Genomic DNA, 20,471 nt, shown 5'->3' with positions numbered 1-20,471 from the left:
CTTTGGAGGGTGTCGTCCTTAGGTTCCACCTAAAGGACACATTCAATGCATCATTTCTCCCTTCTCGATTTGTCGCCCATTCCCGAGGGCAAAACTGCGGCCGACGCCATTGCGCATACGGTTGAACTGGCCCAGCTTGCCGAGGCGGCGGGGTATCATCGCTATTGGTTGGCGGAGCATCACAATATGCCCGGAATTGCCAGTGCGGCAACCGCGGTGGTGATCGGCCATGTGGCGGCGGCGACGCGCAAAATGCGGATCGGGGCAGGGGGCGTTATGCTGCCCAATCACGCGCCCTTGATGGTGGCCGAGCAATACGGCACGCTGGCGACGATTTACCCTGATCGGATTGATCTTGGGTTAGGGCGCGCGCCCGGAACAGACATGGAAACGGCGCGGGCGTTGCGCCGACATATGACCCCTGAAGATAGTTTTCCACAGGATGTTCAGGAGCTAATTGGCTATTTTGACGCGCCAAAAGCGGGGGCCAAAGTGCGGGCAATTCCGGGGGAAGGGACGCAGGTTCCCGTGTGGATTTTGGGGTCGAGCCTTTATGGTGCGCAACTCGCGGCCTATTTGGGCCTGCCCTATGCGTTTGCCTCCCATTTTGCACCTGCGATGTTGGGCGAAGCGCTGGACGTTTATCGCGAAACATTCCGACCCTCGCAGTTTTTGGCCAAGCCCTATGCGATTGTGGCAGCAGGGGTTTGTGCGGCGGACACGGACGAGGAAGCGGAGTATCTTCGCACGTCACAATTGCTGGCGTTTGCGCGGCTTCGCACAGGAAATCCGGGGAAATTACCCGCGCCGATTAAGGATATTTCGGCGGAAGTTCCCGCCGCCGTTTTGAGCCAAGTGAAGCAAGCGATGTCATGTTCGGCGACAGGATCACCCGCGCGGGTTGAATCCCAGTTGCGACAGATAATTGACAATTTTCAGCCCGATGAATTGATGATTACGGGGATGATCCATGACCACGCGGCGCGGATGAAGTCGTTTAAAATTGCGGCGGAAATTCTGACCGAGTTGCGCCAGTGAACGCCGAATTCACACGGGTTAGAGACGTTCCACAGGGGGCGTTCCGCTTTATTGCGCTTGATGTGGAAACGGCAAATGGCGATGCGGCGAGCATTTGTCAGATCGGGATTGCCTGTGTGCAACCCGACAATCATATCCAGTGCTACGCCACCTATGTGAATCCTGAAATGCCATTTGAGCCTTTCAACTCCGAACTTCATGGGATTGATGCGCAAACAGTCTCTAACGCACCGCTTTTCCCACAAATATGGGCGCGGTTGCTGCCGCTTTTGGCGGGGCATCACCTGATTCAGCACAGTAATTTCGACAAGAACGCCATTAACGCAGCTTGTGCCGAGAATGGCCTGCCCGACCCCGCATTGCAGTGGAGTGATAGCGTTGGGATTGCGCGGCGAACGTGGCCGAGATTAAAGGGCAATGGCGGGCACGGGCTTGGCAATCTCAAGAAAATTTTGGGGCTGGAATTTGAGCATCACGACGCCGGAGAAGACGCTCGCGCGGCGGCTTTGGTGGTGTTACATGCGGAGGAATACCTCGAAATGGGGTTTGAGGCGCTGGTCCTTTCTAAGAAGGAACGGCAACTTTCGTTTCCGTTTTAGCAGACTTGTTGGGTATAAATTTTTCTGGGATTTTGAGGCATGGAATTGAACGAAACCACTCTCACGGATTGTCGCCCCACGCGAGTGGAAATCGAGCGCATAAGCGGCGACGGGCAACCGGCAACGCTGATCGGGTGCGATCTTGAAGGCATGGACTTGTCGCAACTTGATATGGCGGGCTGGCGGTTTGAGCGGTGCAATCTGGCGCGGGCGTCCTTCAACGGCGCGCATCTTGAGGAGGCCACGTTCAAGGGGTGCCGCTCGGCGGGGTCGCGTTTTCTGAGCGCTGATTTGCTGGAAGGTACGATAGACGGCGGCGATTTTAGCAACGCCAGTTTTCTGGGCGCGACGCTTAACGGCGCGTCAATCCTGCGGTGCAAAATGACGGGCGTTGACCTCACGGATGCGAAGGCGATGAGCCTCGTGCTTGAGGAAGTTCTGCTGGTTCTTGCCATTTTGCCGAAGTTTTCGTTTCGAAAAATGACCCTCAAGCAAGTTGATTTTAGCGAGGCCGATATGAGGTCGTGCGATTTTCGGGATGCGGTTTTGGACGAGTGTTCGTTGCGCGATGCTAACTTGTCGGACTGTCGATTTGAGAACGCAGATTTGCGGGGGTGTGATTTGGGCGGGGTGAAGTTGACGGATGCGCGGCGTTTTAAGGGCGCGGTGATTTCTCGGCAACAGGCAGCGGAATTGCTTGGGCAACTTGGTTTGCGGGTGATGTAGTTCCTAGTTGCGTGCGGGTTTTGGTTTCATGAGGGCCGCGCCGTAAAAGAGAGCGAAGCCGAGGAAGGCCGCAATCCAGAGTGCACCGGAGAGGGAATAGAGGGTCATGGCCGCGTCGCTGTAAAATGCGGCGGCTAGGCGTGCGATGACCGATCCGATTAGGAACGCAAAGATTGCCACAGTACCGTGTCCCGCGCGTAGGGTTTGGCCAGTGTGGCCCAATGTGGCGCGGGTCATCATGGCCAAAGTCATCAGGCCAAACGCGCCGGCCATCCACAAATGTTGCGCGGCAATGGCGGGAAAAAGATCGGGCCGAAGGATCGAAAATCCCTCCAGAACGGCGCCGAGGGGGAGGAAAGCGTAGGCAAGATGCAGGACCCAAAGGAGCGGTTCGGCCAAGGTTTGCGCCCCTTGCCAGCGGATAAGGCGGGCAAAATGCAGCAGGCCTATGATCAGGAGGGCGATCCCCGTTAGGGCGAATGCTGGAGCAAAAACCCACAACAGAAGTGCGAGAACCGTGGCGAGAAGAGTGGCTTTGTCGAAGCGTTTCATTGGGGGGACGGGGAGGCGTGTGGCTTTTTTCTGGACCAACCAATTGCGGGTGAAAGAGGGGACGACGCGCCCACCGATGACGGAAATCATCAGGACCACAGCAGAGATACCGATCCGAAGCCCGTAGCCTTGTGCGGCGATTTCCCCGCGTGCGGCTTCGATGTGGAACAGCAGATTTGCTAGAATGAAGACCGATAGAAGGGCGAGGACCACCAGATTGCGCCAGTTTTTACCAGCGATAATCTCGCGCAGGATAACGCCGCCCAGTACGATGGGAAAGGACAGATCAATGGCGGCCGCGAAGCCTGTGGGCCAGAGGTCGGCGCTGGCCAAGGCAATACGTCCCGCAAGCCAAAGCGCGAAGAGGCCGGCTAGATTCCAGCCGACGACCGGGAGGCGGCCTGTCCAGTTGGGCACTGCGGTGAGTAAAAACCCCGCGATGATCGCGCCGAGGTAACCGAACAGGAATTCATGCGCATGCCATGAAATTGGGTCGAGGTGGGTTGGCAATTGGAGGTTGCCCGACAGCATCAAAATCCAGAGGACCATCGCCAATACCGCCCAGAGAGCTCCGAACAGGAAGAAGGGGCGAAAGCCATAGGAGAATACGGCGGGGCCTTGCCATTGGCGGCTTTGTTCGGAGGTTGTCTGTTTCATATTAGAGCCTATTGCTGGTCTTTTGGGGTGCGGGAGGTGGCAGGGAAGCTTGCACGTTTGAGAATGTTCCCCGCCTGATCGACGACAAAACGCACGACGCGGTCGCGGTAATGGAAGGTGAGGCGCGCACGACCAAGATCTTCGTCAATGCCAGCTTCGCTTAGGGAGGTGATCTCGCCGTTGCGCATCAGCGCCTGAACGGTGGTGACCTCAAGATTGAAGGCCTCCGCAAGCAGGGTGGCGTCGACGACAAAACCGTCTTCATTGGTTTCGACCTGCGTCATGATGCGTCTCTCCAATAGCCGTTGGCGGCGGCGACCGTGGCGAAATGGGTGGCGACAATCTGGCTTGAGGCGATCAGCGCATCGGGGTCGACGGCATATTCGGAGCGCAATTTTTCGCGGATGCTGGCGTCGGGTTGGGTCATTTTTATCGCGACGCGGCTAAGTTTGACGGCCAGTTCATAGCCCTCTTCAGGAGTTTTTGTGATCAGGGTGGGGAGCCAAGTTGTCATGTTTCTGTCCTTTTGTTCGAGGGGGAATATCCTTGAGCAATACCCGCGAGGCATTGCCTTGGGGATCATCGAATTGGTTGTTGTGGAACGCCCAAAAGAAGGCGGCGACACCGATCAGGCCGAAGCTGATGGAAAGGGGAATAAGGACAAGAAGGCTCATTGCGCGTCCTTCCAAATGGCGCGGTAGGCGTGCCATGTGCCGTGCCCGAGGACGGGGAAAACCACGGCCAAACCGAGCAGGCCCGTTGCCATACTTATTGCAAGTCCGACTGCGATGATCGCCCCCCAAGCGAGGGCGACGGGGAGGTTTTGCAGGGTCATGGAGAAGCTGAGGCCCAAAGCCGTAAGGGCGTCGCGTTTTTGGGCGAGCATCATCGGTATGGAAAACAGGCTGAGAGCGAAGGCGAAACCCGCGAAAAGGCCGCCAACCGCGCCGCCGACCAGGATTAGCGACCATCCGCGCCCTGTTGTCAGAACGTTGGCGAAGGCCACTTCGGCGCCGGGAAAGGGGGTGAGGCCGAAGAAGAGCGCATAGAGTAAATCGGCGGCGCGGAGCCAGAATAGGACCAATAGGCCCAGCAATAGACCCGCATAGGCCAACTGTCCCGAGGACGCGGGGCGCACCAGTACCATGCGCCAGAGGGAGACGGGGTCGCCCGTTTCAAGTGCGCGACTTTTTTCATAGAGGCCAAGGGCGAGGAAGGGACCGATAATCAGAAAGCCTGCGATGGCGGGGAGTGCGAGATAAAGCAGACCCGCGGCGGCCAAGGCCCAAAGCGCGGCATAAGAGAGCGCAACGAGCAGGATGCCATAGGCGAGGCTTGAGACGGGACTCGCGCGCAAGTCGTTCCAACCTGCGGCCAACCATGTGAAAGCCTCGCGCGCGGGCAGGGCGCGGGCAAAGATCAATTCCGGCTTTTCAGGCGCGCGAAGCGTTGGGAGAGGTTCTAGCATGTCAGATCCTTCAACAGGCGGGTTTGGCGGCGGGGGCCGCCGAAAGGGTGCAATCGGGTTGCGACAAGAAGGCCACCGAAATGAAATGCGCGTTGGCTGCGATAAAAATTCCGACAAAAGCCACGGCCGCTATTATGGCCAATCTGCGCTGTGAGGTTGCGGTCATTGGGGTGCCTCCTGTGCCAATTCGACAACATAAAGCGTGAGCAGATTTATCTCGGCGTTGGAGAGGCGGTCCGACCACGATGGCATCACGCCCTTTCGCCCGTGGCGTAATGTTTGCAGGACGGTATGCGGGTCTTGGCCATAGATAACGGCGGCATCCGTGAGGGAGGGTGCGCCGTTTTCCAGCCCGCCTTCGCCAGTTTCGCCGTGGCACGCGCTACAGTTTTCCTCAAACAGAAGGGTCGCGGGGGCGTTGGGGTTCATCGCGCCATTGGGCAGAGTGGACACCAGATCGCCAAGGGCGGTGAGTTCGTCGGGTTCCATCCAGTCGAAAGCGGGCATTTCCGCAAAGCGGGTGTCCTCATGCGGAGCATTGATGCCGACGCGCAGGGTTTCGGCGATGATTTCAGGGTCGCTGCCCCAAAGCCAAGTGGCATCATTCAGCGCGGGAAACCCCGGTCCGCCGCCCCCTTCGGTACCGTGACAGGCGGCGCAATTGTCCAGAAACAGGCGATTGGCCGCGGGCATGGCGAGCGCCATCAGGGGGGCATCGTCGCGAAGGGGCGCGACATCTTGGGAATCAAACTGCGTCATCCAATCGCTGCGTTTTGCGTCCAAATCTTCCAAACCGTCGAGGGCCTGTTGCTCCTGACTGAGGCCAAGAAGGCCGCGCGTGTAATCCTTGCCGATGGGCCACGCGGGCAATAGCACCCAAGTGATGACGGCATATAAAAAGGTGAGCACCAGCGCCCAAATCACGATTTTCGGAAACGGGGTATTGAGTTCCTTAATGCCGTTCCAATCGTGGCCAGTGGTTTCATAGCCGGTGACGGGATCGACTTCAGGGGGCTCGTGATGTGGGCCGCTCATTGGTTTTCCTCCGCCAATTGGTCGGGGAGGATGGAGCGGGCGGCGCGGTCATGCTCGGCGCGGCGTTTGGGACTATAGGCGCGGATTACGACGATCAGGAAGAACCCCATCATCCAGATCGGGCCGAAGATTTTGGCGACAGCGACGAGGGTTTCGTAGGTCATTCGACGTCTCCCGCTTGGATTTCATAGGCCGCATTTGTCAGGGTGCCGAGGGATTGCAGATAGGCCACCACCGCATCCATTTCGGTCAATCGCGATGGGTCGCCATCAAAGGCGCGGACCGCAATATCATCGCCATAGTGTTCAAGCAGGGCGTCGACATTGTCGGAATCCGGTTGGCTTTGGGCCGTTGCATCGGTAAGGGCCGACGCGATCATGTCGGGATTATAGGGCACGCCTAGACGGGCGAGCGTTGCGAGTTGGCGCTCCAAAAGCTCGGTGTCGAGCGGCTCCATAAGCCACGGATAGGCGGGCATGATCGAGGCGGGAACCACGTCGCGCGGATTGATCAAATGCAGGCGGTGCCAGTCGTCGGAGTATTTTTCGCCTTGCCGCGCGAGGTCGGGGCCAGTGCGTTTTGAGCCCCACAGCATCGGGTGATCGTAGGCACTTTCGGCGGCGAGGGAGTAGGGGCCGTAACGGTCCAACTCATCGGCGAGGCTGCGGATCATTTGGCTGTGACAGGCGTAGCATCCCTCGCGAATATAGATTTCGCGCCCCGCCAACTCGAGCGGTGTATGGGGGCGCATATCGTCTGGCACCTCGATGGTTTCGTCGATCACAAACAGAGGCGCGATTTCCACGATGCCGCCGATGGAGGCGGCAAAAATGATGCCCACAACCAGACCCATGGAGACTTTTTCAAGATTATAATGCAGCTTTAACATGGTCTACTCCGCCGCTTGTGGCTTGAGAGGAAAATCGAGCGGTTCGTGCAACGGGTCCGCAGAGCGGAACGTGGCCCAGCAGTTTACTGCACAGATTATCGCGCCCGTCAGGAACATCAGCCCCCCGATTGTGCGCAGCAGATAATAGGGAGCCATCGCCTGAACCGACTCAACGAAGCTATAGGACAGCGCGCCGCTTTCGTCATAGGCCCGCCACATCAAACCCTGCGTAATCCCCGCGTTCCACATTGAGATCACGTAGATCAGCGTACCACTTACGGCGAGCCAGAAATGCCACTCAATCGCACGCGGCGAGGCCATGGTTTCACGGCCCGAAATTTGCGGCACCAAGGTATAGATCGCGCCGAAGATGATCATCGCAACCCAGCCAAGCGTGCCGGAATGCACGTGTCCGATGGTCCAATCGGTATAGTGACTTAGGGAGTTCACTGGACGGATCGCCATGAAGGAGCCCTCAAACGTTGAGAGCCCGTAGAACACCGCTGCGACGAACATGAACCGCAAAGTCGCGTCATCGCGTACCTTGTGCCACGCACCGTTTAGGGTGGCGATGGCATTGCCCGCAGACGCCCAAGACGGCACCAAAAGCATGATCGAAAACGTCATGCCGAGGGTCTGAACCCAATAGGGAAGGGCGGTGTAATGCAGGTGGTGCGAGCCAACCCAGATATAGAAAAACACGATGCCCCAGAAGCTGACGATTGACAGGCGATATGACCAAATCGGACGCCCAGAGCGGACAGGCAGGAAGTAATAGAGCATCCCCAGAAACCCAGCGGTCAGGAAAAACGCGACGGCGTTGTGCCCATACCACCACTGGATCATGGCGTCCTGAACCCCCGCCCAAATGGTGAAGCTATCGGCGGCACCAAAACTCACAGGTAGGGCAAGATTGTTGACAATATGCAGCATCGCAACAACGAGGATAAAGGCCATATAGTACCAGTTCGCCACGTAAATATGCGGCTCATGGCGGCGGGCCAAAGTGCGGATATAGAGGGTGAAATAGATCACCCAAACGACGACCAACCACAGATCGGCATACCACTCGGCTTCGGCGTATTCTTTGGATTGGGTGCTGCCCATTAGGTAGCCCGTTACAGCCCAAACGCAGAATAGATTGAAGCCGATGAGGATGAACCAAGGGCTGATGGAATCCGCGAGACGGGTGCGGGCCGTGCGCTGAAGCACGTAGAAAGACGTGGCAATCAGGGCGTTACCGCCAAAGCCGAAAATCACGCTGGTTGTGTGTACGGGGCGCAAGCGGCCAAAGCTGGTCCAACCGACGGCGGGCGTTGCTTCTGGCCAATAAAGAAGGGCGGCGACCCAAACACCGACCCCCATGCCGAGAATGGCCCAGATTAACGTCATATGGATTCCGAACCGCGTGGGCCGGTCATAATATTGGTTGGCACGATCTGCGTTGGGTTCAGGATCATAGAAGGCGCCGCCGATGCTAAAAACCAGATACAGGCCTAAAACCATGGCCATTGTGCCATGAACCGCCATCACGCCGTGACGCGCGCCGGCGGCCATGAGCAAGCCAAGGAGGACAAGAGCGACCGCGAGGCCAAAGCCGACCCGCCGTTCAGATTGACTGAGTGTTGCGGCTGCGGTCATGCTAAAATTCCTTTGGGGTAACAAGTGGGGCGAGGGCGATATCTGCCAATGTCTCGCGATCAAGATCAGCCAAAAAGGCCCTTTCGGCGGAGCGAAGTTTGGCTTTTAACCGACAGCGCCCGTCGATTGTGCAATCGCCACCACTCGCGCCAAAGCATTCAACAAGCGGCTGGCCATCTTCGAGCAACCTTACAAGCTCCCCGAGGCGAATGTCCGTGGCCGCCCGTGCCAGGGTCGCTCCACCACCACTACCACGACGGGTTGTGACGATGCCACCCGCAGCCAGTCGTTGCATGATTTTGGTCAGGTGATTGCGCGACAATTCAAACTCATCCGCCAATTCTGCGGTCGAAAACGCGCGCTCTGGGGCGCTTGCCATACGCATAAGCATACGCAGGCCGTAATCGGTGAAGGAGGTGAGGCGCATGAAGGGCTCCGCATTAAATAGGTATCTATAGTACCTATTATCAGAGCGAGCCAAGAATGCAAGCAGGAATTGCTTCGGCAGGCGGTGAGATCTTTTCGAATCACTTTTGGTCAGTGACGGGGTTTGGCAAAAAATAGAGCCTATTGTTTTCTAACTTAATGAAAATACATGATTATATTTTGTCATACATTATACTTGATTTTGTCGGACATTATATCGTAGCGTTACTTCAGAAGGTTCATGGGGGTCACGGTTTTGCCAGATCAAACGCAACAATCAAAACGAGATCGGGCGCAACAAGTCGCCCAAGCGCTCGATTTATTAGAAGCGGGCAACAGTAAGCGTGACGTGCTGGATGCGCTGTCCTTAATGATTGAACGCGCGGGATTGGGGATTGGGGATAGCTTGCCGCCCGAGGTTCAGATTGCCCAGAAACTGGGAGTTGGGCGTGCCAAAGTGCGCGAGGCTTTGACCGCATGGCAAAACATGGGGATCGTGACGCGCAACAAAAAGGCGGGCACACGGTTGGCCGCCGAAGTCTGGTCCAATTCCATCCATATGCCTGTGACGCTCAAGCTCGAAGCCGAGAGCCTTTTGCGGACCCATTCCGTGCGCCGACCACTTGAAATCGAGACATCGCGCTTGGCCGCACGCTATGCGAATGACGAACAAAAGCGCGAAATTTATCGACGCGTTTTGGAACTGATGCGCATTTATGACGCTGGCGGCGATTGGCGCGCGGCAGATTACGAATTTCACCGCGCTTTGCACGAAGCCTCGGGAAATCCGCTTTTCGGACAACTCATTCGGCAAATTCAGCAAGGCTTTAACGAAATTTACGAAACACCCTTTGGCCAACCACATTTGGGCCAAGCTTCAATTCCCCTGCATTTGGGGCTCGCAGATGCGGTCATTGCCAATGACGAAAATGCCGCTGCGAGAATTACGGATGAGATTATGAACTTAGTAGAACAAAATGTCCGCGAGATTATGGAGACCTATAATGGTTGAAAGCGACAATATATCCACCTTGCTTGCCTCCGTTCTTGACGATGTACACGGCTCTATTGTGCCGCCAATCGTGCAAACGTCGCTGTTTGCGTTTGATAATTATCAGGCGTTTGAGGACCGGATGGCGGGGCGCACAAATACGGCGATTTATACCCGTGTGCAAAACCCGACCGTAGCGGCGTTTGAAGGATTGATGGCAAAAGCCGAGAAGGGCGAGGCCGCCGTTGGGTTTGCTTCGGGCATTGCGGCGATTACGTCGACCTTGCTGGCGTTCCTAAAACCCGGTGATCGGGTGGCCTGTGTTGAGCATGTTTATCCGGACACGTTCAAGTTTATGGAGCAGATGTTGCGTCCCTTTGGGATTGAAACAACCTATCATACCGCCAGTGCATTTGAGGATGATCCTGACCTTCTGAAAGGGGTCAAGATTGCTTATCTCGAAAGCCCAAGTTCGGTTATTTTCGTGTCCGTTGACCTCGCGAAAGTGGCGGGACATGCCGCGCGGCACGGTACGCTGACGATGATCGACAACTCGTGGGCGACGCCTGTTTTCCAAAACCCGCTGACCTTGGGCATTGATATCGTTATCCATTCGGCGTCGAAATACATCTCGGGGCACTCGGATACTGTGGCCGGTGTCGTGGTGTCTTCCGCTGAGCATATCGGGAAAATTCGTGATCTGACGCTGCCACTCTTGGGGGCGAAACTTGCGCCGTTTGAGGCCTTCTTGCTGGTGCGTGGAATGCGCACCCTCAACGCGCGGATGATGCAACATCAAGCGACGGCGAACCTGTTTATCGATCGCCTTGCCTCGCTGCCGCAGGTGCGCAAAATCAACAGCCCCGGCGCGAACCACGTTCCCGGATTGACGGGGCGCAGCGGCTTGTTGTCGATTGAATTTGACGAGAGCGTCGACATTCCGAAATTCTCGGATGCGCTGCAACATTTCCGCCTTGGCGTGAGTTGGGGCGGGTTTGAGAGCCTTATTCTACCGGCGAGAGTGGGCCTAGCCCAAGCTGGTGAACAAAATTCAATGCAAAAATTTGGTGTTTCTCCTCAGCTGGTCAGACTCAGCCTTGGGTTGGAGGATCCAGAAGATCTTTGGGCGGACTTTAGTGCCGCCCTGAGCCAAAGCGCGGCCTAATCAGGCATAAAAAGACGCTCGTATTAACGTTCAACAAGGATGGAGACTATGACAAAAAATCTACTTACCGCATTAAGCGCTGCTGCCATGCTGATGGCTTCAAGTGCATATGCCGACACCACGCTTAAGCTGGTTGAAGTGATCACCAGCCCCGAGCGCACCGAAGTTTTGCAGGGCATGGTCGATGCTTACGAGGCTGCAAATCCCGGTGTGACGGTCGAAATTACCAGCCTCCCATGGGGTCAGGCGTTTGAAAAACTCGCGACGATGGTTGCGGGCGGCGACATCCCTGACGTGGTCGAAATGCCCGACACATGGCAAGCGCTTTATGCGGGGTCGGGTCAGTTGGCCAGCCTTGCGGGCTATGTTGACGGCTGGGAAAACGGCAGCACCCTCACCGAAAAAACATTGGCGATGGGCAGTCAGGCGGGCGATCTTTATATGATCCCTTACGGCTTCTATTTGCGGGCGATGTTCTACAACAAAAAACTCCTTGCCGAAGCGGGTGTAGACACCCCTCCTGCAACGATGGAAGAGTTCATGGCGGCCTCTGCGGCGGTGTCTGAACTTGAGGGTAAATCTGGGTATTGTCTGCGTGGCGGTCCAGGTGGCACCAACGGTTGGATCATGTTCGCGGCCACAATGAACGGCACGAATGAGTTCTTTACCGAGGATGGCCAGAGCCGCATCAACGAGCCAAAATCCGTTGAGGGCATTCAGTTCATGATCGATATGTATCAGAAGGGATATGCGCCCAAAGACAGTGTAAACTGGGGCTTTAACGAGATCGTCGCGGGTTTTTATTCCGGAACCTGCGCCTTCCTTGACCAAGACCCAGACGCGCTGATTGCGATTTCCGAACGGATGCCCGCCGAAGATTTCGCGGTTATTCCGATGCCCGTTGGACCCTCTGGCAAAGCCTTCCCAACAATCGGTTTCGCCGGTTGGTCGATCTTTGACTCCTCCGAGCACAAGGACGATGCGTGGAATTTGGTGGCTGCCCTGTCAAACCCAGATGCGAACGCGACTTGGGCCAAACGTGTAGGCGTTATTCCAATTCACACAGGCGCCGATCAGGACCCTTATTTCCAATCGGAACAGTTTGCGGGATGGTTTGCCGAGTTGAATGGCGAACAATATGAGCCGACCGTTATGCCAACCTATCTTGAGCAATGGGGCTATTTCGGCAGCACCATTTTGCTGGAAACCAGCCAAGAGGCGCTTTTGGGTCAGCGGACCGCACAAGAAGTTGCGGATGAATGGGCCGAATTGCTCACTGCTGAATATGCAAAATGGAAAGCTGCGCAGTGATTTCGCGCAAACATACAACAGCTTCGCCCGGGGGAACCCGGGCTAGGCGCTCGCTTTATTGGCAATATATGGTGGAGCCTTTCCTCTATTTATCGCCCGCGATTTTCCTGATTGGTGCGGTGATTATGATCCCGTTAATCATCGGGATTTCCTATTCCTTTCAGTCGATTAACTTGCTTAAGCCCTTTGACTCGGGTTGGGTTGGTTTTGAAAATTATCAGGCGCTTTGGTCTGATGCCAAATTCTGGCTCGCCTTGAAAAATACCTTCTGGTGGACCTTCTATTCGATCAGCTTTCAGTTCATGCTCGGCCTTGGTCTGGCGATGTTGTTGAACACGCAATTCTTTGGCAAGAAGCTGTTTCAGGCGCTCGTGTTCCTGCCTTGGGCGGTGCCGACTTTCCTCTCGGCGCTAACGTGGGCGTGGTTGTTTAACCCTGTGATCGGGCCTTTGCCGCATTGGATGGCCAGCCTCGGAATCCTGTCGGAACCCTATAATATTATGGGCGATCCGGATTTGGCGCTTTGGGGACCGATCGTTGCCAACATATGGTTTGGCGTGCCGTTTTTCGCGATTACCCTACTGGCCGCGTTACAATCCATCCCTGGGGAGCTTTTTGAAGCTGCCGAGATTGATGGCGCATCTGCGTGGCAAACCTTCTCCAAAATTACCCTGCCGTTTTTGGCCCCGATGATTGCCATCACCATTTTGCTGCGCACCATCTGGATCGCCAATTTCGCCGACCTTATCTATGTGATGACTGGCGGCGGCCCCGCGAATTCGACGCAAATCGCCAGCTCCTATATTTTCACCACCGCCTTTCGCAAACTTGATTTCGGATATGCTTCGGCCATCGCCGTCGCCCTTCTGGGCATCCTGTTGGTCTATGCGGTGGTCCTGCTTTGGCTTCGCAAGAAGCTGGTCAAGGTCTGAGGTTTATTATGTCAATCACACGCAAACGCCCCGTCCTGACCGTTGGAAAATACGCCGCCCTTTTGGCTTATCTCAGCTTCGCTCTTTTTCCGCTATACTGGCTGTTTAAAATCGCCATTACGCCGGATAAGTTGATCTATACCGAGGGCACAAAACTTTGGCCGTCGAGCTATACGTTTGAAAATTTCGGCACGGTGATTTTTCAAACCGATTTTCTTCAGTATTTCGGAAACTCTCTCTATGTGTCTCTGGGAACGGCGGCGCTGACAACGTTTTTTGCGGCTGGGGCGGGCTATGCGTTTTCGCGGTTCGATTTCGCGGGGAAAAAGCTGATCGTGGCGATTATGCTCATCACCCAGATGTTTCCGCTGTTGATGATTATCGCGCCGATATACAAGATCGTGGCCTCGCTTGGGATGCTCAATTCGCTGACCTCGCTGATTGTGGTTTATACCGCGTTCAACATCCCCTTCGCGACTTTCCTGATGCAGTCCTTCTTTGATGGTATTCCCAAGGATCTTGAGGAAGCGGCGATGATGGATGGTTGCACACGGTTTCAGGCTCTGCGCCAAGTGATTTTCCCGCTGACGCTTCCCGGATTGGGGGCGACACTCGGATTTGTCTTTACGGCGGCATGGTCGGAACTCTTGTTCGCACTCATGCTTATTTCCAAAAACGAGGCCATGACTTTCCCTGTTGGGTTGCTCACTTTCGTTTCGAAATTTTCGGTGGATTGGGGGCAAATGATGGCTGCTGGCGTGTTGGCGCTGATCCCGAGCTGTCTCTTCTTCATCTTCATTCAACGCTACCTCGTTCAGGGCCTCACGTCCGGCGCGGTAAAAGGATAAGGGGCCAAACATATGGCACGTATCGAACTCAAAGATGTGGTGAAACGCTATGGCTCCGTTGAGGTGCTGCGCGATATTAACCTTGATATTCAGGACGGCGAATTCGTGGTTCTGGTGGGGCCGTCGGGCTGTGGAAAATCCACGTTGTTGCGCATGATTGCCGGGTTAGAGCCTATTACCTCGGGTGAATTCCTGATTGACGGCGAAATCATGAATGACGTGCGGCCGCGGGATCGCGACATCGCGATGGTTTTTCAATCCTATGCGCTTTATCCGCATATGAGCGTGGCGCGCAACATGGGGTTCTCGATGGAGATCCGAAAAGACCCCGCAAATGAGCGCGTTTCGCGGGTGAAACAGGCGGCGAAAACCCTCGGCCTAACCGCTTTGACCGAGCGTTTGCCCAAGGCGCTTTCTGGCGGTCAGCGCCAACGTGTTGCGATGGGTCGCGCCATTATCCGCGACCCGCGCGCCTTTTTGTTTGACGAACCGCTCTCGAATCTTGATGCGGCCCTGCGGGTTGAAATGCGGCTGGAAATTGCGCGACTTCACCAAAAGCTTGGCGCGACGATGGTCTATGTGACCCATGATCAGGTCGAGGCGCTCACTCTGGCGGATCGGATCGTGGTCTTGGATGGGGGCGACATCCAACAAGTCGGCTCGCCGCTTGATCTCTATGAACGTCCCGCGAATAAATTCGTGGCCCAATTTATCGGGTCGCCCACAATGAATGTGGTGCCCGTAAAGGGGCTATCCGGTGGAGTGACGACGGCCGATGGTGTGACGATCCCATTGCCACATTTGCCAGACACGCTGGCCGCCGTTGAGATGGGTATTCGTCCCGAACATATCGACGTCGTAGACCCAAACGCAGGGCACTTGGTCGGAATCGCTGACGTGGTCGAGCATTTGGGATCGGACACTAATATCTATGTCAACGTTGAGGGGCTTGGTCCTTTGATGGTGCGCAAACACGGAAATATTCCCGCCAAATCTGGTGATCGGCTTGGCCTGCGCATTCAATCCGAAAATGCCCATATTTTCGCAGCGGGTGGCACGGCTTTGCGGCGGGTTACATCCGCGACAGCTTAAACCGGCAGTAATGTGCGCGGCGTTGTCGCAACCAAGGAGAGTTGTCCGAGTTTTTGCAATAATTATCGAAATGAACTCGTTGGATGACATTAGAAAAACGATTAAGGGATTCAGACTAAGTCTCGTGCCTGCCGTCAATTTGTGGGATGCGGTGATCTTTCGCGCAACTTGTCATCACCAAAGCTGCCATCAAATAGACGTTTTTCAGCGTGAAACAATTCGGTTATGAAGGTTCGGAACACCGTCAATCGGGCTGTGTGGCGCAAATCACGCCGAAAGAGGAACCAAAGTTCACTATCGTAATACGATTGCATCGGGGCGACGCGGGTCAGTTCCGGATCAGTATCCCCGATCCTACAGGGCAGTTCGGCAATGCCCAGACCGCTGCGTGCCGAGACGTGCAATGCGGTCTGGGACGAGATTTCGACCGCCTGACGCGCGGTAGAATAGTGATTGTGCTAGGCGACGCGAAACCGTCGAGTGGTTCACTCCAAGTGTACGCGCTGCGCCTGCAATATTTCTGGCCCGTGCGATTGCCAAAAAGACGCGGTAGTCATTCCAATCCATCAACTCTCGCTTCCTCCGACTCCTATTTTTGCACGGTAGATTTGCATAGATTGCCAATTTTTGGACGGCCTTTGATCATGTATGCAGGAAAAAAATGGAGGAAGTAAAATGACCAACACAACTGAACTCAAGAACCACCTGCAAGAACAAGTTGTCAGGATGTATGCCTGCCTAGATGCCGAAGATGTCGGCGGATACATGGCTTTCTTTACCGAGGACGCTTCGTTCGAAAGCCTGTTTGGTGCCATGCAGGGACGTGAGACGATCCGCGACTTCATGACCAACCATGTTGCGTCTGGGATGGAACATGGAGTGCGTCATTTTTTGAGTAACTTCTATCTTGATGTGGATGGCACCACCGGGAAGCTTAGTTTTTATGTCGCCAAGATGCAGGTGAAAGTCGGGCCAAGTTTGATCGGTTCCGCCGCAGCAGAATGCCATTTCGATATGTCTCAGGGCGACACGCCTTTGAACAAGATCATCTTACACATTGATGAGGCATCCCTGACCACACCCGATGAATTGTGATGGGCATTGAAGCAAAACGGAGCCGGATCCGTCGCGCCGTGTTATTGGAGGTACCCCTGTGGGTAGTTTGAAAAGCAGTCATTTGTTCGAACAGACAGAATTCACACTTTGTTCGCCGAACCGCCAGAAAGTTTCAATTTTGATACCAAAGAGCAATTCAAACGGCGGTTTACCCCCTCTGAACAAGTGGTAACTTGCTACGTTTTGAAGCCATTGTTTTTCCAGAGACATCGCGCCCAACTAGACGCCCAAAAACGGCGGCCCTGCGCCTGTTAAATGCCGGTTTGCTGATTTAGGGATCATTCGAAAATAAATTAGGTTTTAGTCAGATAGGCGAACTAGAGCCTTAATTAAATAACGGAGACTTAATATTAAAACTGTCCTCACAACGACCGCCGCCATTCTTGCTTTTACTGTCCCTACTTGGGCTGCCAGCGTGTCCGAACTGGATACCAATGGGGATGGCATGGTGACAATTGATGAGCTGAAAGTCGTCAGTCCTGAAATCGCCGATGAAACCTTTGCCGCTCTGTATCCGTTCAGGCCTTTGGCGAAGGTGGTGGTTGATCTTACTCCTTTACGGTCCTCAAAAAACAAGCGTTTGACGATCCAACCACCACCACAGCTCAGCATTCTAAAGTGCTGAGCTGTGGCTCTTGTTTCGCACAAAAGCTGGGATATTCATAAGACAAGCGTTTGTTGAACGCCCCATCTGTCCGCAAACCACTCACCTCCGACAGCGGTATAGAAGCACTGGGGTTTTGACCGTCTGTACTCCTTGGCATGACCAAGGCTTATCCGTTGGCGGGCGTTAGTTATCTTAGCTGTGATTTTGGTATGGTCAGATAATTGCCTAGACTGAAGTTTTTGGGTGGCAGCAACAGCCACTCGGAAGCCCCTGTAAGGAATTCTTCAGCTTTGCTGGAAGCCAAATCCAAAAAATGCGGCCCTTGAAGGGATCACTTTAATCCGCTCTCATGATCTCAATATCTGCTGCCGCGCCTCTTTCTGAGCCGCGGCAGAGGTTGTCTGCAAGGCCGCTTGATGTCGCGTCGATCTGCACGGCAACCGGAGCTCTAATCAACCCACGTATCGCTATCCTTCAGAAACCTATCGTAACGTTCGGCAGTGTCTTGAACGTCGTCCATTACTTTCGCGCGTTCTTGATCGAGACAGCGCAGGTAGCGTTGCGCGTCGCTGAAATAATGCTCAAACTCTTGTCGGAATTCTTCTTGGTATTCCCGGGCCACGTCAGCGTTTGTGCGAGGGGGAGCAGCAGGTGGATCACAGAAGGCTTGCGCTGCGGACGAGAGGGCGAGAGAGGGCAACAGGAGGGCCAAAATAAAACGCGTCATTCTTCTAAGGCCCCGTCGTGGCTTCGGACATTCTCTGTTGAGTTCTATTTTGGACGTATCATCCAAAGCGGCGGTCTTCGATTTGGAGAACCGTCCAGCGCTGCAGGATCAATCGCTGAAAAGTGCCAACTGACAACAGCCAGTTCGTTGCCGTGAACGAAGTATTCAGAGTCAGTAGCCTGATGAAGAGCACTAACAACCCTACACCCGTATTTCGGAACGTGACAACGCCCTACGTTCGCGCAAGAATGTGAATAACCCTGTGCCAATGACGATAGCAGCTCCGAGTAAGGTCAGTGCATCGGGGCGCTCGTTGAAAACCAACACGCCGATAACAAGTGAAAACAACAGGCGTGTGTAGCGAAACGGGGTGACGGTCGAGGCGTCGCCTATGCGCATGGCGACAACAATGCCGTAGTAGCCGGCACCGCCAAAAAAAACACCGCCGACAAAATAGGCGGCTTCTAGCTCTGAAACGGCAACCAGCGTATCCGAGCTCAAAAACAGCAGTATTGTGCCCGCAACAATCAGCGATGCGAAGGCTTGGAATGAGATTACTGTTGAAGCGACATTCTCAGGAATTCTGCGGGTGATCAGATCACGCGCTGCAACGCCAACAACTGAGATGAGTACTAAAAGCACGGCAGGGTCAAAGCCGCTGAGGCCTGGCCTGATGATGATTAAAACTCCGATAAAACCGACCGTAATCGCAGTCCAACGCCGCCAACCTACCTGTTCCCCCAAAAATAACGCGGCCCCCATTGTGATGACCAAAGGCGTCACTTGAAACACGGCGGCAACTGTGGAAATGGGGACCAAGGATAGGGATGTTACAAAAGCAACGGCTGCGATGGCGTCGGCCGATGCGCGCGCGATGGTTGCACGCGTCCAGACGTGTGCTGCGAATATGTTGTGCCCCTTGGTGTATGCCATGAGCGCGAAACCGATGGAACTACAGGCGCCAAGCACGATCAAAATCTGACCTGTGGAGATTGTGCTGGAGAGTAGTTTTACAAACAAATCTTCCAGCGCGAATCCAGCCATAGCGGCGATCATCAGCAATATGCCGTTGAGGTTGTTCATACAGTCTTTCCAGAGAGATACTGTGCTTTGGGCACTATCGCCTTTGGCATGTTTAATTTTGGTTCATGTCAAACTTAGAATTGGACTGGGTGCAAGACCTATATTGGCCCTCGCGGGATCAGCCCAAGAAATCAACGAGCCGCTGTCGTCGCTGCGCTCCGGGCCGCATCAATGGCTTGCCGATTCCGATTGATGGGCCCCCGACCACAACTAGTGATGCGGCAACGTGAGCGATCCAGCCCCCAAATACTGGCATGCGGAGATCGCGAAAGATTGCCGCCCAAAAAACTAAGGCCGCCTCGGCGCCCGAATGGGGCTTGAGAGGCGGAGGTTGACGTCCCTGTGGGCCGCCAATTCAGCCGTGGGGCTGAACGCTGCGCGCCGAAATTGAGCATTCTACTTCTTAACGTACTTGGACCCTTTAGTTTTGACAGTGGGCCAAGCTCTGAAGTTGAATGCAGTTGCAGGATATATGCAACGTAAACGCAACAATGTGTGAGGGTGGTTTTGGGGCGGTTGAAGAGGGCAGACAGAGACAAGATTGAAACCCGCCTAAGGGCGGGCGAGAGCGTTGCTCTTATCGCTAAGATTTTTGAGGTCAACCGAACAACAATTTGGCGCGTGAAGCGGCGTTTAGAGGAACAGAAGGAGGCGGCTTCGGCAGTCATTCCCATCGCTTTGAGGGCGTCTCGGGCAGAAGTTCACGCTCTGGAGGCGGTGATTGAGCGTTCGGGTAGTCCTACGAAGTCCGCATTTCTACGCTCGATGCTGCGCAAAACGCTTGGGTTTTACGAGCCAGAGGAGGAAAGTGCACAGGCGTTGCGCGATGTTCACAGTGAATTATCCAAGGTTGGTGCCAACATTAATCAGATCGCAAAAGCCATGAACCGCGCGCAAAAGATCAACGGAAAGGCCAGTCCCTCCACGCAAGACCTCGCCAAAATTTATGCCTTGTCTGACGCGTTGATCCAGCTCTCGCAGTTTCACCGGACGCTCTTCAATCATACGCAGACCCGCAGCGCGCATGTTTTGACCCTGATTGAGAGCGACGATCATGGGGCATAGTTACTCCCCTGTAGATGCTGTCATGGGGCGGCTTTTTGACGATAAGCATAAGAAGAAATCCGGGGGGCAAGAGCGCCCCAGGCGGGGGCATTCGAGTGCGCAGCGTTTGGCGCGCACGGCCCAGGCGCAGCGCCCGAGTGCCGTGTTCAAACTCATTCGCAGCGGCGGCACGACAAGTCGCGCGGGGCTGAAGGGGCAGCTTGAGTATGTGTTCGACAAGGCGGACGATGTGCTTGATGCGCAGGGCCGCTATGAAGGGCAGGGCGGTCTTTCCAATGCCGATATGAATCGTGTAACGCGGCTTTGGGAGGGTGATATGTGGGGCACTGCCAAGACGGGGTATACGTCGCATTTGTTGCTGAGCTATCCCATTGGAACCGCTGTAGGCGATGTATCCGCAATCACCAAAGCTGTCTGCGAAGAGATGTTTCAATCCGGGGACGTTCATTACGATTACGTGGCGGGCATTCACACGGATCGGATCACCCGCACGCGCACGTGAT

The 20,471-nt window shown here is 55.0% G+C and carries 27 protein-coding genes; 13 read left to right on the top strand and 14 right to left on the bottom strand.

Annotated features, from left to right (window positions below):
* Positions 1-45: 45 nt before the first annotated feature.
* From AB9F26_RS20285 to AB9F26_RS20275, 3 genes are read left to right on the top strand one after another with little or no spacing between them, the layout of a single operon-like run.
* Entirely contained in the window at positions 46-1,038 is a 993-nt protein-coding gene (locus AB9F26_RS20285; RefSeq protein ID WP_369768932.1) for an LLM class flavin-dependent oxidoreductase, read from the top strand.
* Positions 1,035-1,637, top strand: coding sequence for an exonuclease domain-containing protein (locus AB9F26_RS20280; protein WP_335586185.1), 603 nt, complete (start codon positions 1,035-1,037; stop codon positions 1,635-1,637). Before AB9F26_RS20285 ends, AB9F26_RS20280 begins: the two co-directional genes overlap by 4 nt.
* A 39-nt stretch (positions 1,638-1,676) precedes the next feature.
* Complete coding sequence (locus AB9F26_RS20275; protein ID WP_369768931.1) at positions 1,677-2,363, top strand: pentapeptide repeat-containing protein; 687 nt, start codon at positions 1,677-1,679, stop codon at positions 2,361-2,363.
* A 3-nt stretch (positions 2,364-2,366) separates the two neighbouring features.
* Here AB9F26_RS20275 and AB9F26_RS20270 read toward each other — a convergent pair whose 3' ends face one another.
* Genes AB9F26_RS20270 through AB9F26_RS20220 form a run of 11 tightly spaced genes read right to left on the bottom strand, consistent with a single transcriptional unit; the run spans position 2,367 to position 9,032 of the window.
* Complete coding sequence (locus AB9F26_RS20270; protein WP_369768930.1) at positions 2,367-3,572, bottom strand: NnrS family protein; 1,206 nt, start codon at positions 3,570-3,572, stop codon at positions 2,367-2,369.
* Positions 3,573-3,580: 8 nt separating this feature from the next.
* Positions 3,581-3,856, bottom strand: a complete 276-nt coding sequence (locus AB9F26_RS20265; RefSeq protein WP_335586181.1) for a DUF6522 family protein — start codon at positions 3,854-3,856, stop codon at positions 3,581-3,583.
* Positions 3,853-4,086, bottom strand: a complete 234-nt coding sequence (locus AB9F26_RS20260) for a hexameric tyrosine-coordinated heme protein (protein ID WP_039004288.1) — start codon at positions 4,084-4,086, stop codon at positions 3,853-3,855. The genes AB9F26_RS20265 and AB9F26_RS20260 overlap by 4 nt, the downstream gene beginning before the upstream one ends.
* Positions 4,046-4,246, bottom strand: coding sequence for a cbb3-type cytochrome oxidase assembly protein CcoS (gene ccoS / locus AB9F26_RS20255; RefSeq protein WP_335586180.1), 201 nt, complete (start codon positions 4,244-4,246; stop codon positions 4,046-4,048). Before ccoS ends, AB9F26_RS20260 begins: the two co-directional genes overlap by 41 nt.
* Positions 4,243-5,040 (bottom strand): DUF2189 domain-containing protein, encoded by a 798-nt coding sequence (locus tag AB9F26_RS20250; RefSeq protein WP_369768929.1) that lies wholly within the window; start codon positions 5,038-5,040, stop codon positions 4,243-4,245. Before AB9F26_RS20250 ends, ccoS begins: the two co-directional genes overlap by 4 nt.
* A gap of 10 nt (positions 5,041-5,050) precedes the next feature.
* Entirely contained in the window at positions 5,051-5,206 is a 156-nt protein-coding gene (locus AB9F26_RS20245; protein ID WP_335586178.1) for a hypothetical protein, read from the bottom strand.
* Positions 5,203-6,075, bottom strand: coding sequence for a cytochrome-c oxidase, cbb3-type subunit III (gene ccoP, locus AB9F26_RS20240; RefSeq protein WP_369768928.1), 873 nt, complete (start codon positions 6,073-6,075; stop codon positions 5,203-5,205). The genes AB9F26_RS20245 and ccoP overlap by 4 nt, the downstream gene beginning before the upstream one ends.
* Positions 6,072-6,239 carry a cbb3-type cytochrome oxidase subunit 3 gene (locus tag AB9F26_RS20235; RefSeq protein WP_369768927.1) on the bottom strand — a complete coding sequence of 56 codons (168 nt, stop codon included), beginning with the start codon at positions 6,237-6,239 and terminating at the stop codon, positions 6,072-6,074. The genes ccoP and AB9F26_RS20235 overlap by 4 nt, the downstream gene beginning before the upstream one ends.
* On the bottom strand, positions 6,236-6,964 hold the full coding sequence (ccoO, locus tag AB9F26_RS20230; RefSeq protein ID WP_335586175.1) for a cytochrome-c oxidase, cbb3-type subunit II: 729 nt from the start codon (positions 6,962-6,964) through the stop codon (positions 6,236-6,238). The genes AB9F26_RS20235 and ccoO overlap by 4 nt, the downstream gene beginning before the upstream one ends.
* A 3-nt stretch (positions 6,965-6,967) precedes the next feature.
* Complete coding sequence (gene ccoN / locus AB9F26_RS20225) at positions 6,968-8,605, bottom strand: cytochrome-c oxidase, cbb3-type subunit I (RefSeq protein WP_335586174.1); 1,638 nt, start codon at positions 8,603-8,605, stop codon at positions 6,968-6,970.
* Between the two features lies 1 nt (position 8,606).
* On the bottom strand, positions 8,607-9,032 hold the full coding sequence (locus tag AB9F26_RS20220) for an Rrf2 family transcriptional regulator (protein ID WP_335586173.1): 426 nt from the start codon (positions 9,030-9,032) through the stop codon (positions 8,607-8,609).
* A gap of 240 nt (positions 9,033-9,272) precedes the next feature.
* On the opposite strand from AB9F26_RS20220, the gene AB9F26_RS20215 reads away from it, so the two are divergent.
* The 6 genes from AB9F26_RS20215 (at position 9,273) to AB9F26_RS20190 (ending at position 15,370) form a co-directional block, all read left to right on the top strand.
* Positions 9,273-10,043 carry an FCD domain-containing protein gene (locus tag AB9F26_RS20215; RefSeq protein ID WP_335586172.1) on the top strand — a complete coding sequence of 257 codons (771 nt, stop codon included), beginning with the start codon at positions 9,273-9,275 and terminating at the stop codon, positions 10,041-10,043.
* Positions 10,036-11,187 (top strand): PLP-dependent transferase, encoded by a 1,152-nt coding sequence (locus AB9F26_RS20210; protein ID WP_369768926.1) that lies wholly within the window; start codon positions 10,036-10,038, stop codon positions 11,185-11,187. The genes AB9F26_RS20215 and AB9F26_RS20210 overlap by 8 nt, the downstream gene beginning before the upstream one ends.
* A gap of 48 nt (positions 11,188-11,235) precedes the next feature.
* On the top strand, positions 11,236-12,498 hold the full coding sequence (locus AB9F26_RS20205) for a sugar ABC transporter substrate-binding protein (RefSeq protein ID WP_335586170.1): 1,263 nt from the start codon (positions 11,236-11,238) through the stop codon (positions 12,496-12,498).
* 68 nt (positions 12,499-12,566) lie between these two features.
* Complete coding sequence (locus AB9F26_RS20200; protein WP_369768925.1) at positions 12,567-13,430, top strand: carbohydrate ABC transporter permease; 864 nt, start codon at positions 12,567-12,569, stop codon at positions 13,428-13,430.
* Between the two features lie 8 nt (positions 13,431-13,438).
* On the top strand, positions 13,439-14,278 hold the full coding sequence (locus AB9F26_RS20195; protein ID WP_335586168.1) for a carbohydrate ABC transporter permease: 840 nt from the start codon (positions 13,439-13,441) through the stop codon (positions 14,276-14,278).
* 12 nt (positions 14,279-14,290) lie between these two features.
* Entirely contained in the window at positions 14,291-15,370 is a 1,080-nt protein-coding gene (locus AB9F26_RS20190) for an ABC transporter ATP-binding protein (protein ID WP_369768924.1), read from the top strand.
* Between the two features lie 354 nt (positions 15,371-15,724).
* Here the strand turns inward: AB9F26_RS20190 and AB9F26_RS20185 are convergent, their stop codons facing one another.
* On the bottom strand, positions 15,725-15,937 hold the full coding sequence (locus AB9F26_RS20185) for a LysR family transcriptional regulator (RefSeq protein ID WP_369756864.1): 213 nt from the start codon (positions 15,935-15,937) through the stop codon (positions 15,725-15,727).
* A gap of 108 nt (positions 15,938-16,045) precedes the next feature.
* On the opposite strand from AB9F26_RS20185, the gene AB9F26_RS20180 reads away from it, so the two are divergent.
* Complete coding sequence (locus AB9F26_RS20180; protein WP_335586166.1) at positions 16,046-16,465, top strand: nuclear transport factor 2 family protein; 420 nt, start codon at positions 16,046-16,048, stop codon at positions 16,463-16,465.
* Between the two features lie 466 nt (positions 16,466-16,931).
* Entirely contained in the window at positions 16,932-17,111 is a 180-nt protein-coding gene (locus AB9F26_RS20175) for a hypothetical protein (protein ID WP_369768923.1), read from the top strand.
* Between the two features lie 430 nt (positions 17,112-17,541).
* On the opposite strand, the gene AB9F26_RS20170 is transcribed toward AB9F26_RS20175, so the two are convergent.
* Positions 17,542-17,820, bottom strand: coding sequence for a hypothetical protein (locus tag AB9F26_RS20170; RefSeq protein ID WP_369768922.1), 279 nt, complete (start codon positions 17,818-17,820; stop codon positions 17,542-17,544).
* A 201-nt stretch (positions 17,821-18,021) separates the two neighbouring features.
* Complete coding sequence (locus AB9F26_RS20165; RefSeq protein ID WP_369768921.1) at positions 18,022-18,903, bottom strand: DMT family transporter; 882 nt, start codon at positions 18,901-18,903, stop codon at positions 18,022-18,024.
* 516 nt (positions 18,904-19,419) lie between these two features.
* Between AB9F26_RS20165 and mobC the strand changes: the two genes are divergently transcribed.
* The gene (mobC, locus tag AB9F26_RS20160) at positions 19,420-19,968 is read left to right on the top strand and encodes a plasmid mobilization relaxosome protein MobC (protein ID WP_335586162.1); all 549 of its coding nucleotides are present in this window, start codon (positions 19,420-19,422) and stop codon (positions 19,966-19,968) included.
* On the top strand, positions 19,958-20,470 hold the full coding sequence (locus AB9F26_RS20155) for a hypothetical protein (protein ID WP_369768920.1): 513 nt from the start codon (positions 19,958-19,960) through the stop codon (positions 20,468-20,470). The genes mobC and AB9F26_RS20155 overlap by 11 nt, the downstream gene beginning before the upstream one ends.
* Position 20,471: the final 1 nt, after the last annotated feature.

This window comes from Falsihalocynthiibacter sp. BN13B15, assembly GCF_041205415.1.
GTDB lineage: Bacteria > Pseudomonadota > Alphaproteobacteria > Rhodobacterales > Rhodobacteraceae > Falsihalocynthiibacter > Falsihalocynthiibacter arcticus.
Note: the sequence above shows the minus strand (reverse complement) of the source record. Positions and strands in the feature narration are given on the sequence as shown.